Source organism: Pseudomonas sp. 05L36, from assembly GCF_056398125.1.
On record NZ_JBFTOU010000031.1, the window covers coordinates 48,717 to 66,575 of the forward strand.

Below are 17,859 nucleotides of genomic sequence, written 5' to 3' on the forward strand. Positions count from 1 at the left end.
AGATTTGGCAATGCGAGCACCAAGGCATCTCGGCTAAAGGAGCAGCCATGTTTTCAATCGAGCAAGCCAAGCAAATGGCCAAACAGTTGCGCGCCTCGCTTGAAGAACGCAATCAAGTGGTGATGACCCATTCCACCGCGCTGGAACTGGTCGCGCAGCAACTGGGCTACAAGGACTGGAACACCGCTTCAGCGATGCTTGCCCCGGCAAACACCCCGTCCACGCCTGCTGCGACTTTCGACAAACCCATTCCAATCCTGCGGATGTTCGACGAAGCCAAGGCGCGCGAGTTCTATCTGGATTTTCTGGGGTTCAGCGTCGAATTCGAGCACCGCTTCGAGGCTGATCTGCCGCTGTACCTGGGCATCAGTCGCGACGGCCTGCAACTGCACCTTTCCGAACATCATGGCGACGCCAGCCCGGGCTCGACGGTATTCGTGCCCATGCAAAATATCGAATTGCTCAAAGATGAATTGCAGGGCAAGCGCTACGGCTACGGACGCCCTGATATTGTTCAGCAGGGCTGGGGCAAGGAGTTGCAAGTCCACGATCCGTTCGGCAATCGGATTCGCTTTTGCCAATACTGATCCGGCGGTGCGGGCCGGGGTGACCCGGTCCGCTTCAAGGCACAGCGATTCGACCTCGCTCGCACCGATTCAGGCTGTGCTTTAATCTGAAACCTTCAATCAGGAGATCTCGGAATGGAACCCAACATCGCCCACGTTTCTCGCTTCCTCGTATCAGGTCTGACCGTACGTACGAATAACCAGGATGAATTCCGGCAGGAGAGTGCGAAGATCCCCGGGCTGTGGGGGCAGTTCTTTGCCAGCAGCGTTGCCGAGCAGATCCCGGACCGTTTACCCAATGCACCTGTTGTTGGTGTGTACTCAACTTATGAATCTGACGCCAACGGTTTGTACAACGTGACGGCAGGTGTGCCCGTGACCGCGACGAGCGCGGACTTCGACAGCATCGAGATTCAGGAAGGCAAGTATCTGGTCTTCGAAGCCCGTGGCCCAATGCCCGCTGCGGTCATTCAGGCCTGGGGGGATATCTGGAACTACTTTGAACAGCATCAACAGGTGCAACGTCGTTACGCCACGGACTTTGAAGCGTATGGCGGCCCTGACGAAGTCCGGATTCATATTGGCGTTGTGGCATAAACGCTGAACGAAACAGGTGGGTTAAATCTTGAGGATCAACACGGTATGACCACGCAGGACACTTCGCTTCAAGACATCGCCGCGCCTGAAGGCGTCTGTTATGGCTGTGGCAGCCAGAACCCGCACGGGTTGCACATCAAGAGCTTCTGGCATGAAGACGGGGTGCATGTCATGGCGCAGCATTTGCCGGATGACAAGTATTGCGGCTGGCCGGATCTGGTTTACGGCGGTTTGATTGCGATGCTGGTGGATTGTCATTCCAACTGGGCGGCGATGGCTTATCACTACCGGGCAGAACAGCGCGAAGCGGGCAGTTTGCCCCACATCACCTGCGTCACCGGTAACCTGGGCATCAAGTTCATCAAGCCCACCCCGATGGGCGTACCCCTGACACTGCGTGCCAAAGTCGAGGGCGATGTCGGGCGCAAAAGTCGGGTCATTTGCGAGGTTTTCGCCGGGGATGTCCTGACCGCTGTCGGGGATTCCGTTTTTGTCCGCGTCGATACCGGGCAACTCAGGGCTGCTGCGCACGAGCGTCAGGTCGAATCCTGAACCCGGAGCAACGAACGCGCATCACCTTTCCAGATACAAAAGCTGCCCCCCTGTAGGAGCGAGCTTGCTCGCGATGGACTCAAGAGCGCTACGTTTAGCCAGTAAACGCGCGTTATCGTTAACGACCATCGCGAGCAAGCTCGCTCCTACAACGGCCCGTTTTTTTGTTGCGGATGAAGCTTTCAGCCATCAGTACTGCGCGCGCAGGCTCAGGGTCACGGTACGCGGGTCGCCGTAGAAGTTGGTGCCCCAGGAGGCATCGACGCGGTCGTAGTACTTGCGGTCGAACAGGTTGTTGGCGGTCAGTGTCGACGACAGGTGTTCGTTGAACTTGTAGCCGACCTGCGCCGTGGCGATGGCAAAGCCGGCTTGCTGGAACTTCACGTCACGCTGGTAGTAGGTGTCGCTGACCACACGCACGCCACCGCCGACGCTGAAGTCCTTGAGCGCACCGTCGGTGAATTCGTACTTGTTCCACAGGTTGAAGTTGTGCCTGGGCGTAATGGTGCTGAAGGTCTTGCCTTTGTTGGCCTGATCGCCGTCCAGGAACTTGGTGGAGGTGTAGGCGTAACCGGTGACGATGCTCCAGTTCTCGCTCAGGTTGCCGCTCAGCTCGGTTTCCCAGCCCTGGCTGCGGGCCTTGCCTTCGGTCATGTAGGCACCGGAGGTGTTGTCGTATTCGGCGCGGTTTTCATCGTAGATGCGAAAGGCGGCGATGCTGGCGTTCAGGCGACCGTCGTAGAATTCGCGCTTGAGGCCGATCTCGTACTGCTTGCCTTCGCGCGGGCCGACCGGCTTGCCATCCGTGCCGATTTCGCTCTGCGGTTTGAACACGCCGGTGTAGCTGAAGTAGGTTGACAGCTGCGGGGTGATCTTGCCGATGATGGCGCCGTACGGTACGACCTTGCGGTTGATGCTGGTGTGGGCTTCGCCGAAGTTGTCGAAGAAGGCGTTGGCGTTTTTCGCATCGCTTTCGTACCAGGTGACGCGGCTGCCGCCGATGACATCGAGCCAGTCGGTGACGTTGAACTTGGCACGGGTGTAGACACCGTACTGGTCGGACTTGGACCAGTTGCCGTTGACGTGCGCATAGTCGTTGTGGGGAATGTCGATGCTGCCCGGGTCGAACACGTTGATCGGGAAGTACTCGCCTCCGCCGTAGGTGAAGTCCTTGTCCAGGTGCTGGTACTCGGCGCCCAGAGTGAACTCGTGCCGGCGATTGGCGAACTCGAACGGCGTGGTGACGAAACTGTCGACGCCGATGGTCTTGATGTGGGTGTAGTAGTCATAGGCCACGACTGAGCTGTCACCGGTGGCCGGGTCGACCGCGCCGTCGGCCCAGGTGAAGTTACGCTCCGGGGTTTCGGCGTCGCGGTAGGTCAGGGTGGTCTTGAACTGACCGCCGTTGTCCAGTTCGTGGTCGAGTTCGGCGAAGGTTTCCCAGACTTTTTCGTCGAGGGTGTTCCACTTGGCGTCGACGAAGGTCGAGCGCGGTACGTTGAGCAATCTGCCGTCGGCGTAGGCCGGCAGGCCAAAGGCCGGGGTGGAGTGGTTCTGCTGGTAGGCACCACCGACCGACAGGGTGGTGACCGGGTCGAGGTCGAATTCCAGGCGACCGTAGACCATCGGGCGTTCGTTCTGCGCGTAGTTGACGAAGGACTTGTTGTTCTCGTAGGCGGTGATGAAGCGACCGCGCACGGTGCCCTGGTCGTTCAACGGGCCGGTGACGTCCACCGAAGAACGGTAGCGATCGTAGGAGCCTGCGGCCAGTTCGCCACCGAGGGCGAATTGGCTCAGGGCGCGCTTGCGCACAACGTTGATCGTACCGCCGGGTTCGCCAGCGCCCTGGTACAGGCCCGACGGGCCGCGCAGCACTTCGATGCGGTCGTACATCGCCAGGTCGAAACTGGTGGCCAGGTCGCCCTGACCGGTCGGTTGCGAGACGCCGTCGACCTGCACCTGATCGACGAGGAAGCCGCGCATGAAGATGTCATTGAGGCTGGAGCCGGAGTTGTAGGTCTTGATGGTCACGCCGGTGACCTGACGCAGGGCGTCCTGCAGGCTGTTCAGGTTCTGGTCGTCCATGCGCTGGCGCGTGACGACGGACACCGACTGCGGGATGTCCTTGACCTTGATGTTGCCTTTACCGATGGTCACTTCATCGCTGGTATAGGAGTGCGTGCCTTCAGTGGTCGGCCCCAGCGCCACGCCGGTGATGGACGTCGCACCCAGCTGCAACGCACTGGAGTCACCGGCCGCCGGCACCAGCGACACGGTGTTGCCATTCAACTGAAAATTGATGCCGCTCCCCAGCAGCAAGGTTTTCAGTGCCTGTTCCGCCTCCATGTTGCCGGACACCGCCGTGGACGTGATGCCGTTGACCATGTCCTGGCTGTAGAGAATCTGCAGATTGGTCTGCTGGCCCAGTTGGCGCAATGCACTGGCCAGCGACTGAGCCGGCACATCGACGTTCACCGGGGCTGCCTCGACCTGGGAAGTGCCCAGCAGCAACAGGGTCAGCAGCGCGCCCGGCACGACCGTTCGGAATTTCTTTTGCCGTTCGATGGCTAATGCCAGCGGTGCGCGGGACAGAGTAAGGCTTTGCATTGCTCGAATCGCTCCAGAATGGTGTGTGCAGTTTTTTAGATAATGATAATTATTATTAGACGGACCACTTTGGCTAAACCGGAGAACAAACTTCAAAAAACAATGGTCTGCGTGCGGCAACGACCGTCAGGCGGTCGCGCGCTCGGTGACGACCCGGCCCGATTCCATGCGCACCAGTTGATCGGCCATGTCGAAATAGCGGTCGTCGTGGGAGATGACGATGATGGTTTTGCCCAGGCGTTTGAGGTCCGGCAGCAGCTCGGTGTAGAAGATGTGGCGGAAGGTCGGGTCCTGGTCGGCGGCCCATTCGTCGAACACCAACACCGGGCGTTCTTCCAGCCAGGCATTGACCAGCGCCAGGCATTCAACACTGATCTCGACTGACCCACCGCCTTCGCGAGCAAGCTCGCTCCTACAGGGTTCGAGACAATTTACCGGGCAAGTCGAAGCAGTACTTTAAATCTATATGAGAATTACTATAAATTACGCGACTCAAATTGCCACTATCTTGCCGCTGCGTGATTCAGCGGTCGCCGGAACGGCTCAAGGACAGAAACCGCACCCCAGGCGGACGGGAGTCATGTTGGAAAACTACTATCGCGAGCTGGTGTGTTTCCTGAACGCCAGGCTGGGCAACCGCCAGGTGGCCGAAGATGTGGTGCATGACGCTTACCTGCGCGTGCTGGAACGCACCAGCGAAGCGCCGATCGAGCAGCCCCGGGCATTTCTTTATCGCACTGCATTGAATCTGGTCATCGATGACCATCGACGCAACGCCTTGCGTCGCGCTGAGCCGCTGGACGTACTCGACAGCGAAGAACGCTACTTCACGCCTTCGCCGCACAAGGTCCTCGATCACGGCCAGCGCCTGGACATGCTCCAGCGGGCCTTGGCGGAGCTGCCACGGTTGTGCCGCGAGAGTTTCCTGTTGCGCAAGATCGAGGGCCTGTCCCATCCGCAAATCGCCGAGCAACTGGGTATTTCCCGTGCGCTGGTCGAAAAGCACATCGTCAATGCCATGAAGCATTGCCGTGTGCGGATGCGCCAGTGGGACGCCCAGTGATCCTGCGCGGCTCGGCACTCAAGCCGGTCGACGACAGCCCCTTCGTCAACGCAGTGTTCTCGCCGGAGTTCACCGACCTGGTGTTCCAGCAACCCGACAGCGAGCGCGAACGACTGGTGAACGAGTACCACAACACCAATTACTCGGTGGTGGTGGATTTGTTGTTGGCGACGGCGAGCTGAGATTTGCTGCGTCTGTAAGGCCGCCTTCGCGAGCAAGCCCGCTCCCACAGTAGTCCAGTGAACACAGGTCCATTGTGGGAGCGAGCCTGCTCGCGATGGGGCGATTGAAATCACCCAAAACACTCAATCCTGAACCCTTCCTGAAGAACCCCGCGATTCCCCCGGCAAGCTTTTGTATCGGGTTTACTCGCCAAACATCGGGGCGTAAGCTTCGCGCGTTTTCATCCATTACGGAGACCCACAGTGGGTACTTGTTCGAGTGACAGTTGTCGGCCGGTCTCGGTAACCGGCATTTTCTCGGCAAGATAACGCGCAGTCTCCTGTGCCGTTGTCTCGCCGAAAAGCGAGCAGCGGCATCCTGATCATGGCCAGTCCGGGCCATGTCCCGACGTCCCTCTCATCGACGCTGAACAGTGCGTGGTTTCGACTTTTTGTCGTGGTCGCCGCTCTATCGACACGCCTGTCATTCGTGACCGGCGCGCCAGGCCTTGCTTTGCCGGTTGTTCCGGCGGCAGCGGCGTGGACCTGCCTGCTCGACGGTTTCCCGGCTGACCAAAGGGGCACCAGCCATGAAACTTACCCTCAAGGAATTCTTCGCAGGCTTCCTGCGTAACCGCCACATCGCCCGGCACTTCCGTCGCCTGGCGTTGCTGGAAACCTTCACCGACACCACGGTCAGCCGTGAAGTCCCGCCCACCCTGGCGCAAACCCTGGTGGCCGCCGCCGGCAGCGACACCGGTCAGTTGCTCAACACCCTGGGCAGTCACACCGATGGCTTGAGCGAACTCGAAGCCGATGCCCTGCGCGAGCAATTCGGCCTCAATGAAGTCGAGCACGAACAGCCGCTGCCGTGGTGGACGCACCTGTGGCACTGCTACAAGAATCCGTTCAACCTGCTGCTGACCTTGCTGGCGGTCATCTCCTGGCTGACCGAAGACATGAAAGCCGCCATCGTGATTTTCTCCATGGTGGTGCTCTCGACCTTGCTGCGCTTCTGGCAGGAAACCAAATCCAACCAGGCCGCCGATGCCCTCAAGGCCATGGTCAGCAACACCGCCACGGTGATGCGCCGTGACCTTGAGGACCGCGGCGCGCAGCGTATCGAATTGCCGATCAGGCAACTGGTGCCGGGCGATCTGATCGTGCTGTCGGCCGGTGACATGATTCCCGCCGATTGCCGGGTGCTCAGCGCCAAGGACCTGTTCGTCAGCCAGGCGGCGATGACCGGTGAATCGATGCCGGTGGAAAAATTTCCCCGCCAGCAGGACCGCGACACGCTCAATCCGCTGGACCTGGACAACATCCTGTTCATGGGCACCAACGTGGTGTCCGGCACGGCCATGGCGGTGATTCTCACTACCGGCAACAGCACCTATTTCGGCGCCCTGGCCCAGCGGGTCGGCGCCACTGATCGGGCGCCGACTTCGTTCCAGACCGGGGTCAACAAAGTCAGCTGGCTGCTGATCCGCTTCATGTTCGTGATGGCGCCGCTGGTGTTGTTCATCAACGGTTTCACCAAGGGCGACTGGACCGAAGCGCTGCTGTTCGCGCTGTCGATCGCCGTGGGCCTGACCCCGGAAATGCTGCCGATGATCGTCACCTCGACCCTGGCCAAGGGCGCGGTGTTCCTGTCGCGCAAGAAAGTCATCGTCAAACGCCTCGACGCCATCCAGAACTTCGGCGCCATGGACGTGCTGTGCACCGACAAGACCGGCACCCTGACCCAGGACAAGATCTTCCTGGCACGTAATGTCGACGTCTGGGGCAACGACTCGGATGACGTGCTGGAAATGGCCTACCTCAACAGCTACTACCAGACCGGCCTGAAAAACCTGCTGGATGTGGCGGTGCTCGAACACGTCGAGATCCATCGTGAGTTGAAAGTCGGCACAGCGTTTCGCAAGGTCGACGAAATCCCGTTCGACTTCACCCGCCGGCGCATGTCGGTGGTGGTCGCCGAGCGCGATCAACCGCACCTGCTGATCTGCAAGGGCGCGGTGGAAGAAGTGCTGGCGGTCTGCTCGCGGGTACGTCACGGCGAAGTCGATGAAGCCTTGACCGAAGAACTGCTGGCGCGAATCCGTCAGGTCACGGGCGCATTCAACGCAGAGGGCCTGCGGGTGGTGGCGGTAGCGGCACGGCCAATGGTCGAAGGGCGCGACACCTACAGCCTGGCCGATGAACAGGCACTGACGCTGATCGGCTACGTGGCGTTCCTCGATCCGCCGAAAGAAAGCACTGCGCCAGCCATCAAGGCGTTGGCGGCCCACGGTGTGGCGGTGAAAGTGCTGACCGGCGACAACGAACTGGTGACGGCGAAGATCTGCCGCGAAGTCGGCCTGGAACAGCAAGGCCTGCTGATGGGCAACGACATCGAACGCATGACGGATGCAGAGTTGGCGAAAGCCGTGGAGACCACCAACGTCTTCGCCAAACTGACGCCATCGCACAAGGAACGTATCGTCCGTCTCCTCAAGGGCAACGGCCATGTGGTCGGTTTCATGGGCGACGGCATCAACGACGCCCCGGCCCTGCGCACCGCCGACATCGGTATTTCGGTGGACAGCGCCGTGGACATCGCCAAGGAAGCGGCCGATATCATCCTGCTGGAAAAGAGCCTGATGGTGCTGGAGGAGGGCGTGCTGGAAGGGCGCCGGACGTTCGCCAACATGCTCAAGTACATCAAGATGACCGCCAGTTCGAACTTCGGCAACGTGTTCTCGGTGCTGGTGGCCAGTGCGTTCATCCCGTTCCTGCCGATGCTGCCGATGCACCTGCTGGTGCAGAACCTGCTCTACGACATTTCGCAGATCGCCATCCCGTTCGATAACGTCGATGACGAAATGCTCAAGCAACCGCAGCGCTGGCAGCCGGCGGATGTCGGGCGCTTCATGCTGTTTTTCGGGCCGATCAGTTCGATCTTCGACATCAGCACGTTCGCCTTGATGTGGTACGTGTTCGATGCCAACACCCCGGATCACCAGACCCTGTTCCAGTCCGGCTGGTTCGTGGTCGGGCTGCTGACCCAGACACTGATCGTGCACATGATCCGCACGCCGAAGATCCCGTTCCTGCAAAGCCGCGCGGCCATGCCGTTGCTGGTGATGACCGGACTGATCATGGCCGTGGGGATTTTCCTGCCGATGGGCCCGCTGGCCCATTACTTCAAATTGCAGGCGTTGCCGTCGCTGTACTTCGTGTTCCTGCCGGTGATCCTGCTGGCGTACATGGCGCTGACCCAGGCGGTGAAGGGGTTCTACATTCGCCGGTTTGGCTGGCAATAAAGCCGCGAGGCTGGCCAATCAACGCAACCCCTGTGGGAGCGAGCTTGCTCGCGATGACTGAGTGTCAGTCGATATCCATGTCAACTGATACACCGCTATCGCGAGCAAGCTCGCTCCCACAGGGGGGGGCGTGTATTTTTCAAGGGATTCATCATGCAAGCACTTAACAACCTCAACCTGACCTCCCTGATCGACACCCTGGTCAGCCTCAGCGCGGCCTTCATCCTCGGTGGCCTGATCGGTTTCGAGCGTCAGTACCGGCAACGCACCGCCGGCCTGCGCACCAACGTGCTGGTGGCGGTGGGGGCGGCGATTTTCGTCGACATGGCCAACCGGCTGGCCGGTGCCGAAGGTGCGGTGCGGGTCATAGCCTACGTGGTCTCCGGCATCGGCTTTCTCGGTGCCGGGGTGATCATGCGTGAGGAGGGCAACGTGCGCGGCCTCAATACTGCCGCCACGCTCTGGACCTCGGCGGCAGTGGGTGCCTGCGCCGGTGCCGACCTGCTGGCCGAGGCCTTGCTTGGCACCTTGTTCGTGCTCGCGGCAAACACCTTGCTGCGGCCGATCGTCAACAACATCAACCGTCAGCCGCTGGATGTGATTTCGGCGGAAGTCACCAACATCGTCTATGTCATTGCCCGGCGTACGCAGCAGAAAACCGTGCTGGCCTTGCTCGAAGCCGAGCTTGCGCGCAGCAACTATCCGGCCAGCGATGTCGATGTGCATGCCTTCGGCGCGGATGAAATTGAAATCGAAGCCACCCTGGCCACCACCTCGGTCGATGGTGATGAACTGGATGCGCTGGTGGCGCGGATTTCGACGTCGAGCCTGGTGGTGCAGGCGTTCTGGAGTCCGAGTACCACGGAGTAACGCCAAGGTTTCCCGGGCAAGCGTCAGATTAACCGGCATTTATTTAGGAATATTCCTACATAAACCCGGGAAGGTCTTCCGTAGGCTTTGCGACCTCTTGAAACCGACATCCTTTTGGAGGTCACCTTGCCGAACAAATCCTTGCGCATCCTGATCGCCGATGCGCAGCACTTCAACCGCCTGCGGATCGAGCGACTGTTCAACCAGCTCGGCTATTTTCGGGTGGCTCCGGTGCAGAGCCTCGACGAGCTCCTTGCACTGGTGGAGTACGGTGGCGAGCCTCTGGACCTGGTGCTGGTCAATGGGGCGATGGCAATTGGAGCGCTGGACCTGTTCAGTTTCCTTGCCGACAACCCGCAGGTTCATCACGCGTTTATCTTCAATGAACGGCAGGCGCCGTTGTCGCCAGTCGCGGGCAAAGTCCGGTTGAGCCAGGCCGCTCTGCCGGACCTGGCGTCCATTACGCAGTTGATGAGCGCTGTCGATCGTCGGCTACCATTCGTCGGAACTGTCATTTCTGTCAGGTAGTACTTTCCAGCCTTCCATGCAAAAGTCTATGCGCAGCGTTGTGCCCAATCGCTGCAGTGCCTGGAGGGCATTTTTTGCCCGATCGTGTTGTTTTGCACGGGAGTTGTCATGAAGTCAGCACTGATTGTGGAAGATCATCCGGTGGTTCGATCCATGATCAAACTCGTACTCAAGGGTGAAGGATTCAAGAGTATTTACGAGGCCTCCCGTGGCGATGAGGTCCTGGCATTGATCCGCGAGCATCAACCGGATGTCGTGCTGCTTGATCTGGGTCTCCCGGGTGTGGCGGGGCTTGAGGTGATGGACCGTATCAAGGCCGAAAACACGCGATGTCGCGTGGTGGTGTTCACCTCGCTGGAGGCCCAGTTCTATCAGGACCGCTGCATGCGGGCCGGGGCTGTTGCCTATGTTTCCAAGAGCAAGGACCTGGATGACTTGAAGGCGGCGGTGAATTGCGTGATGGCCGGCTATACCTATTTCGCCCAGCTCCCCTCGAGTTCCGTGTCGATGGGGGAGTTGCAACGCAGTGAAAAGCAGTTGATCGACAAGCTCTCCAACCGTGAGTTGACCATTCTGCAGTACCTGGCCCGGGGTTCGAAAAACCTGGAAATCGCCGAGATCATGCACCTGAGCTACAAGACCGTCAGTACCTACAAGACCCGTCTCACCCTCAAGCTCAACGTGAGCTCGTCGGTGCACTTGAGGGATTTCGCCCTGCGCAATCAATTGATCTGAATGAACGCTCTCCGACGACTGGCAGGTGGGGTGCTGATTGGCCTTCTACTCTGGGCATCGACGGTCTGTGCACAACAGTCGTTGACCCTGTTGGGACGCTCGAGTGCCGAAGGCCTGAGCGTCAGGTGGTCGGAAACCGAGTTGCGCTGGTTGCAGCAAAAGGGCCGATTGGTACTGGCTGTCTCGGCTCCCGACTATCCCCCCTTCGAGTTCAACACGGCAGGCAAGGTGTTCGAAGGCGTAACAGCCGATTACGCCGGATTGCTGGAACAATTGTTGAATGTCGTCATCGAGGTTCAACGTTATCCGTCGCGGGCCGACGCGGTGCAGGCCATCAAGGACGGGCAGGCCGACCTGCTGGGAACGGCCAACCGATTCGAAGCCGAAGATCCGCAGCTACAGATGTCCAGCGCCTACGCGGTGGATCAACCGGTGCTGGTCACCCGCACCGATTTCCCTCCGGTGCTCGACCCGACGCTGGCCGGCAAGCGACTGGTGATGCTGTATCACTACTTGCCCGAATACAGCGTGCAACAGTTCTATTCCAAAGCGCAGGTCCAGCTGTTTCCCTCGACACTGGCGGCGATGGGCGCCGTGGCGTTCGGCCAGGCTGATGTCTACCTCGGTGATGCGATCAATGCCCATTATCTGATCAGCAGGAATTACCTGAACAACGTGCACCTGACGGACTTCTCGCCCATGGAGTCCGGGCGTTTTGCCTTTGCGATAGCCCGCGACAACGTTGCGCTATTGCGCATCGTCAACAAGGCGCTGGCGGCCATCACCACCAATGAACAAATGAACATCCTGCGCCGTTGGGGGGCCAACGGGGTGCATATCCCGGGCACTCAGTCTTTGCAATTGAGCGTGGCCGAACAGCACTGGCTCGAACGCCACCCGCGGGTGAAGGTCGCGATCAACGAAAATATCCCGCCGATTTCATTTGTCGACAGCGAAGGCCAGTTTCGCGGTATCGGCGTCGATGTGCTGGCGAAAATCACTTTGCGCACCGGGTTGCAATTTGATATTCAGGGCATGAAGTCGGTGGCCGAGATGATGACGGGCATCACGAGCGGCCAGATCGATGTGTTGGCCGGTATCGGCCTCAGTTCCCAGCGTGAAGATGAATTGCGGTTCACCCGGTCGTTTCTGAGCAGCCCGTCGGTGCTGGTGACCCGCGTGGACGCGGACAGCCCCAGGACGCTGGATGACATGGCGGGGAGAACCCTGGCGCTGACCCAGGGCAACATTGCCGGCGAGTACATTCGCCAGCAATACCCGCTGATCGAGCTGGTGGATGCGCCACTGTCGACGGACGCCATGGAAATGGTCGCCCAGGGCAAGGCCCATGGCGGTATCAACTCGTTGATCAGCGCCCGTTACCTGATTTCCCGGCAGTATCGCGATCGCCTGCAAGTGACCAGCACCGTGGGCACCGACCCCGCCCGAAGCACCCTGGCAACCAGTCGGGAGGCCACCGAACTGCATTCGATTCTGGACAAGGCATTACTGAGTATTCCCCCCGAAGAAATTGACGAGCTGACTCAACCCTGGCGCTATGACTCGATGGTCGAGCAGAGTTACTGGCTGCGACACCGACAAGCGATCGTGCAGGCGTTTTCGGCGGCGGGTGTCATGCTGTTGTTCGCGTTGGCCGGGATCGTCTGGCAGCGGCGGCAGATTCGTCAGCGCCAGCAATTGCTTGGGCAATTGCAGGAAGCCAAGGACGCGGCGGACGACGCCAACCGGGCCAAGACCACGTTCCTGGCTACCATGAGCCATGAAATCCGCACGCCGATGAACGCCTTGATCGGCATGCTCGAACTGGCACTGAAACGGGCCGATGAAGGGGTGACCGACCGCGCCGCCATCGAGGTGGCGTCCAACGCCGGGCAGCAGTTGCTGGATTTGATCGGCGACATTCTGGATGTCGCGCGGATCGAATCCGGGCATTTGTCGTTGGCGCCGGAGCGGGTCAATCTGCACGCGCTGGTGACGTCGGTCTGCCGGGTTTTCGAAGGGCTGGCGATTCAAAAGAATCTGCAGTGGCGGGTCGATCTCGACGCGCGCAGTGACTGTGACGTGATGCTCGATCCCACGCGCTTCAAACAGGTGCTGTCCAATCTGCTGAGCAATGCGATCAAGTTCACCCGAGAAGGTGAGGTGAGCCTGATACTGCGGGTGCTGCCTCAAGGCCCGGCGCATCTGTCTGCCTGTCTGAGTATCGAGGACAGTGGCATCGGTATCAGCGCTCTCGACCAGCAACGCCTGTTCAGTCCGTTTGTGCAGGCGGGCAATAGCCAGCAGACGGCCCGGCAGGGTTCCGGCCTGGGCCTGGTGATCAGCCGTACCCTGTGTGAAATGATGGGCGGCCGGCTGCAACTCGACAGTCAGCCTGGGCGCGGCACGCGGGTGGACATCAGCCTGGTGCTGGCCGTCCTGCAAACGTTACCCGCCGAGGTGGTGTCCCAGGATCCGGCGCAGCTCACGACCCGGGCGTTGTCGATTCTGGTGGTCGACGATTATCCGGCCAATCGCCTGTTGCTCTCGCGGCAGCTGAGCTATCTGGGCCATTGCGTGGTGCTGGCTGAAGACGGGGCACAGGGGCTTGAACAGTGGCGCGGGCGCAGGCACGGGCACGGTTTCGATCTGGTCATCACCGACTGCAACATGCCGGTACTCAGCGGTTACGAGCTGGCCGGCGCGATACGTGAGCAAGAGCGGGTGCAGGGGCTGTCGCCGACGCTGATTCTGGGCTTTACCGCCAACGCGCAGGCCGAGGAAAAGGACCGGTGCAAGGCGGCGGGGATGGACGATTGCCTGTTCAAACCCATTCGCCTGGTGGACTTGCAGGCGTGGCTGGCCCGGCGGTTTTCCAGTGCGCTCCAAGCGGCGATCGTCGACCCTGGCTTCGCCGAATTCGATTTGAGCGGGCTGGAACACTATGTGGATTCGGATCGTGAGTTGATCGATCAACTGATGCACGATCTGGCGCTGACCAACCGCGAGGACCGTGTGCATTTGCTGGCCTTGCACACCAACGGCAATCGCCCGGGTCTGCAGACGCTGGCACACCGGATCAAGGGCGGGGCGCTGATGGTGCGAGCGCTTGGCCTGGTCGAGTGTTGCGAACAACTGGAGCGGGCGTGCAGTGACGGCCGCGCGGCACTGATCGACGATGCCGTCGACCAGTTGCAGCGAGCCATGGCCCGCCTGGACCAGCGTCTGGAACAGGATTGAAGGTGCTTGATCCGACTTGCCAGCGAAGGCCGCGACTCGGTCCAAAGCCTTACCCCCGCCGCTAAGCGATATCACTACGGCTGAATTCCTCCCCGAGAAAATCGATCAACGTGCGCACCGAAGGCAGCAAGCCCCGACGTGAGGGGAAGATCGCGTGGATGACACCGCTTTTCGGCGCCCAGCCCGGCACCAGTTCCACCAGTTGCCCGGCAGCGATTTCGTCGCGCACCACCACACTGGGCAGGTGCACGATGCCGATCCCGGCGACCGCCGCATGGCGCAGGGCCAACAGGTCATCGGTGACCATCCGCGGTGCATGCCGGATCATCGCGGTGCTGCCATCGGCACCGAACAGTTCCCACTGATATTCGCGCTGCGCCGCGCCCCAGTGCAGGCTCGGCAAGCCGCTGAGATCGGCCGGGGAGGCCGGTGTCGACAGGCGCGATAAATAGACCGGGCTGCCAACCACACTCTGGGTGCTGTTGCCCAGCACCTTCATCACCATGTCGGTGTTTTCCAGCGGCGGAAAGCGTACCCGCAGGGCAATATCGAAGCCTTCGTGAATCAGGTCGACCCGGCGGTTGGTGCTCTCGATGAACAACTCCACCAACGGGTACTTGAGCATGTAGCGGGTCAGCATCGGCCCGACCCAGGAATTGAGCAGTGCCGTCGGGCAACTGACACGCACCAGGCCCTGGGGCTCGGAGCGGTTGCGCTCGATCAGTTCGGCGGCACTTTCCGCCTCCACCCGCATGGCCAGGCAGCGCTGGTAGTAGGCCTGGCCGATTTCCGTCAACGAGCAATGCCGGCTGGTGCGGTGCAGCAGGCGCACGCCGAGGCGCTCTTCAAGTTCGGCAATGCGTCGGCTGAGCTTGGACTTGGGCATGTCCAGTGCCCGGCCCGCCGCTGCGAAACCGTGATGCTCCACCACCTGGGTGAAGTAGTAGAGGGTGTTGAGGTCTTCCACCATCGTTCTCCAAATAGAACGCTAAAGCTGATTTTTGCAGTCTAGCGCAGCAAAGGTCACGGTTTTAAGCTTTGTCCATGGCTTCACCCACCTCATAAGGAGACACCATGAAAAACATCATCGGTATCTACACCAGTCCACGGACCCATTGGGTTGGCGACGGTTTTCCGGTTCGCACGCTGTTTTCCTACGACAGCCTGGGCAAGCACATCAGCCCGTTCCTGTTGCTCGATCACGCCGGCCCCGCGGAGTTCACCCCGACCAGCGAACGACGTGGCGTTGGTCAGCATCCTCATCGTGGCTTCGAAACCGTGACTATCGTTTACAAGGGCGAACTGGAGCACCGGGACTCCACCGGCAGTGGCGGCAAGATCGGCCCCGGCGATGTGCAATGGATGACCGCGGCCTCGGGGATCCTGCATGAAGAGTTTCACTCCCAGGGTTTCGCCAAGAGCGGTGGCACCCTGGAGATGGTGCAGTTGTGGGTCAACCTGCCGGCCAGGGACAAGATGGCCGACCCCGGTTACCAGACGATCCTCGACGGAGACATCCCGAACATCGCCTTGCAGGACAACGCCGGCAGCCTGCGCCTGATCGCCGGTGAGTTCGACGGCCACAAGGGCGCGGCGCGCACCTTCACCCCGGTCGACGTGTGGGACATTCGTTTGAATGCCGGCAAGTTGCTCACCCTTGATCTGCATGAAGGGCGCAACACCGCGCTGGTGGTTCTGCGCGGCACGGTTCAGGTCAATGGCCTGGAGTCGGTGCGCCAGGGGCAGTTGGCCCTGTTCGATCGCAAGGGCGATCAAATGACCCTCGAAGCCAGCGAAGACGCGGTGGTGTTGTTGCTCAGCGGCGAGCCGATCGACGAGCCGATTGTTGGCCACGGGCCGTTCGTGATGAACACCGAGCAGGAAATCCACCAGGCCTTCGCCGACTTCCAGTCCGGTCGCTTCGGCCGGATGCACGCTTAACCCGTTTCGTTTCAAACACCCGTTCTACACAGGATGCGTAGGCCGGTCCGAGGCCAGGGATGGCTATTGCCTGAAAGAAAGAGGAAACGCACATGAGTACCGTCAATGCGGCCAATTTCAATGGCCAGAAACCGACTATCGATCCCAACGATGCCGCCATGTTGTTGATCGACCATCAGAGCGGACTGTTCCAGATCGTCAAGGACATGGACGTGCCCCAACTGCGCGCCAATGCCATTGCCCTGGCCAAGGCCGCGACCCTGCTGAAGATGCCGGTGATCACCACCGCTTCCGTTCCCCAGGGGCCGAACGGGCCGTTGATCCCGGAAATCCACGAGGCCGCACCCCATGCGCAGTACGTGGCGCGCAAAGGTGAAATCAACGCCTGGGACAACCCGGAGTTTCACGCGGCGGTCAAAGCCACCGGCAAGAAAACCCTGGTGATCGCCGGCACCTTGACCAGCGTATGCCTGGCGTTCCCGTCCATCGCGGCGGTGCATGAAGGCTACAAGGTGTTTGCCGTGGTCGACGCCTCCGGCAACCACTCGAAACTGGCCACCGAGTTGACCGTTGCCCGTCTGGCCCAGGCCGGGGTGGTGCCGATCGACATCATGGCGACGCTATCCGAGCTGCAAGGCTCGTGGAACCGTCCGGATGCCGAGCAGTGGGCCGCTGTCTACGCCCAGGCCATGCCGCATTATCAGTTGCTGATCGAGAGTTACCTCAAGGCCCAACAAGTGGCGAACGAACACGAGGTGCTGGACTCCCAGCGCTGACCGGTGACCCCACGCCGATTTCCACTCGGCATCGATAACACGCGAGGACTACTGCAATGACTACTTCCTACAAGCGTCTGGACAAGGACAACGCCGCGGTTCTGATGGTTGATCATCAGGCAGGCCTGCTGTCGCTGGTGCGCGACATCGATCCGGATCGTTTCAAGAACAACGTGCTGGCCCTGGCCGACCTGGCCAAGTACTTCAAGCTGCCGACCATCCTCACCACCAGTTTCGAAACCGGTCCCAACGGCCCGCTGGTGCCCGAGCTCAAGGCACTTTTTCCGGACGCGCCGTACATCGCTCGCCCGGGGCAGATCAACGCCTGGGACAACGAAGATTTCGTCAAGGCGATCAAGGCCACCGGCAAGAAACAACTGATCATCGCCGGTGTGGTGACGGAAGTTTGCGTAGCATTCCCGGCGCTTTCGGCACTGGCCGAAGGCTTTGAGGTGTTCGTGGTCACCGACGCGTCCGGCACTTTCAACGAACTGACCCGCGAATCGGCGTGGAACCGTATGACCGCTCAGGGCGCGCAATTGATGACCTGGTTCGGCCTGGCCTGTGAACTGCACCGCGACTGGCGCAACGACATCGAAGGGTTGGGCACGCTGTTCTCCAACCATATTCCGGATTACCGCAACCTGATGACCAGCTACAGCACGCTGGCCAATAGCAAATAGCTTCGGTATCACTCATACCCCTGTGGGAGCGAGCTTGCTCGCGATGACTGAGTCACAGTCAACATCAATGTTGGCTGACCCGACGCCATCGCGAGCAAGCTCGCTTGTATGCTAGGACTTGAAGGGAGGAGGAGGGACAAAGCTCGATTCTGACTGTTAGCGCAGTACAGATCCGTGGGAGATTTCGCCCCTCCTCCTTTCACCCAAGCGCCGATAAAGAATGCATCTGGCTAGA

At 60.3% G+C, this 17,859-nt stretch carries 14 protein-coding genes and 2 pseudogenes; 13 read left to right on the forward strand and 3 right to left on the reverse strand.

The annotated features are described in order from the left end of the window. The first annotated feature begins 47 nt into the window (after nt 1–47). The 3 genes from AC1DKH_RS26005 to AC1DKH_RS26015 all read left to right on the forward strand — a co-directional run bounded on the left by AC1DKH_RS26005 (nt 48) and on the right by AC1DKH_RS26015 (nt 1,715). On the forward strand, nt 48–587 hold the full coding sequence (locus AC1DKH_RS26005; protein WP_477799730.1) for a glyoxalase superfamily protein: 540 nt from the start codon (nt 48–50) through the stop codon (nt 585–587). Nucleotides 588–701: 114 nt separating this feature from the next. After that, nucleotides 702–1,163 (forward strand): GyrI-like domain-containing protein, encoded by a 462-nt coding sequence (locus tag AC1DKH_RS26010; protein ID WP_477799731.1) that lies wholly within the window; start codon nt 702–704, stop codon nt 1,161–1,163. A gap of 45 nt (nt 1,164–1,208) precedes the next feature. Continuing rightward, nucleotides 1,209–1,715, forward strand: coding sequence for a PaaI family thioesterase (locus AC1DKH_RS26015; protein WP_477799732.1), 507 nt, complete (start codon nt 1,209–1,211; stop codon nt 1,713–1,715). A gap of 189 nt (nt 1,716–1,904) precedes the next feature. Here the strand turns inward: AC1DKH_RS26015 and AC1DKH_RS26020 are convergent, their stop codons facing one another. Further along, the gene (locus AC1DKH_RS26020) at nt 1,905–4,322 is read right to left on the reverse strand and encodes a TonB-dependent siderophore receptor (protein ID WP_477799733.1); all 2,418 of its coding nucleotides are present in this window, start codon (nt 4,320–4,322) and stop codon (nt 1,905–1,907) included. Nucleotides 4,323–4,448: 126 nt separating this feature from the next. Continuing rightward, nucleotides 4,449–4,682 (reverse strand): annotated as a pseudogene (locus AC1DKH_RS26025) (cyclic peptide transporter); the annotation flags it as partial. Between the two features lie 220 nt (nt 4,683–4,902). Here AC1DKH_RS26025 and AC1DKH_RS26030 point away from each other — a divergent pair. From AC1DKH_RS26030 to AC1DKH_RS26060, 7 genes and pseudogenes are all read left to right on the forward strand, one after another. Further along, nucleotides 4,903–5,385: a sigma-70 family RNA polymerase sigma factor gene (locus AC1DKH_RS26030; RefSeq protein WP_477760268.1), complete on the forward strand. Its 483-nt coding sequence runs from the start codon at nt 4,903–4,905 to the stop codon at nt 5,383–5,385. Continuing rightward, nucleotides 5,382–5,549, forward strand: a pseudogene (locus AC1DKH_RS26035) (SidA/IucD/PvdA family monooxygenase); the annotation flags it as partial. The gene AC1DKH_RS26030 and the pseudogene AC1DKH_RS26035, both read left to right, overlap by 4 nt. A gap of 587 nt (nt 5,550–6,136) precedes the next feature. After that, on the forward strand, nt 6,137–8,851 hold the full coding sequence (gene mgtA, locus AC1DKH_RS26040; protein WP_477799734.1) for a magnesium-translocating P-type ATPase: 2,715 nt from the start codon (nt 6,137–6,139) through the stop codon (nt 8,849–8,851). A 153-nt stretch (nt 8,852–9,004) separates the two neighbouring features. After that, nucleotides 9,005–9,721, forward strand: coding sequence for an MgtC/SapB family protein (locus tag AC1DKH_RS26045; protein ID WP_477799735.1), 717 nt, complete (start codon nt 9,005–9,007; stop codon nt 9,719–9,721). 126 nt (nt 9,722–9,847) lie between these two features. Further along, a complete protein-coding gene (locus tag AC1DKH_RS26050) occupies nt 9,848–10,249 on the forward strand; it encodes a chemotaxis protein CheY (RefSeq protein ID WP_477799736.1) in 402 nt (133 codons plus the stop codon). 108 nt (nt 10,250–10,357) lie between these two features. Beyond that, nucleotides 10,358–10,984 carry a response regulator gene (locus tag AC1DKH_RS26055; protein WP_477760269.1) on the forward strand — a complete coding sequence of 209 codons (627 nt, stop codon included), beginning with the start codon at nt 10,358–10,360 and terminating at the stop codon, nt 10,982–10,984. Beyond that, nucleotides 10,985–14,224: a transporter substrate-binding domain-containing protein gene (locus AC1DKH_RS26060; protein ID WP_477799737.1), complete on the forward strand. Its 3,240-nt coding sequence runs from the start codon at nt 10,985–10,987 to the stop codon at nt 14,222–14,224. It abuts the gene before it with no gap. Between the two features lie 61 nt (nt 14,225–14,285). On the opposite strand, the gene AC1DKH_RS26065 is transcribed toward AC1DKH_RS26060, so the two are convergent. After that, nucleotides 14,286–15,194, reverse strand: a complete 909-nt coding sequence (locus AC1DKH_RS26065; RefSeq protein ID WP_477799738.1) for a LysR family transcriptional regulator — start codon at nt 15,192–15,194, stop codon at nt 14,286–14,288. A gap of 104 nt (nt 15,195–15,298) precedes the next feature. Here AC1DKH_RS26065 and AC1DKH_RS26070 point away from each other — a divergent pair, with 104 nt between their 5' ends. The 3 genes from AC1DKH_RS26070 (at nt 15,299) to ycaC (ending at nt 17,624) form a co-directional block, all read left to right on the forward strand. Then, nucleotides 15,299–16,165 carry a pirin family protein gene (locus AC1DKH_RS26070; protein ID WP_477754663.1) on the forward strand — a complete coding sequence of 289 codons (867 nt, stop codon included), beginning with the start codon at nt 15,299–15,301 and terminating at the stop codon, nt 16,163–16,165. Nucleotides 16,166–16,257: 92 nt separating this feature from the next. After that, complete coding sequence (locus tag AC1DKH_RS26075; protein ID WP_477754664.1) at nt 16,258–16,941, forward strand: isochorismatase family protein; 684 nt, start codon at nt 16,258–16,260, stop codon at nt 16,939–16,941. A 56-nt stretch (nt 16,942–16,997) separates the two neighbouring features. Further along, a complete protein-coding gene (gene ycaC, locus AC1DKH_RS26080) occupies nt 16,998–17,624 on the forward strand; it encodes an isochorismate family cysteine hydrolase YcaC (protein WP_095942550.1) in 627 nt (208 codons plus the stop codon). Nucleotides 17,625–17,859 lie beyond the last annotated feature (235 nt).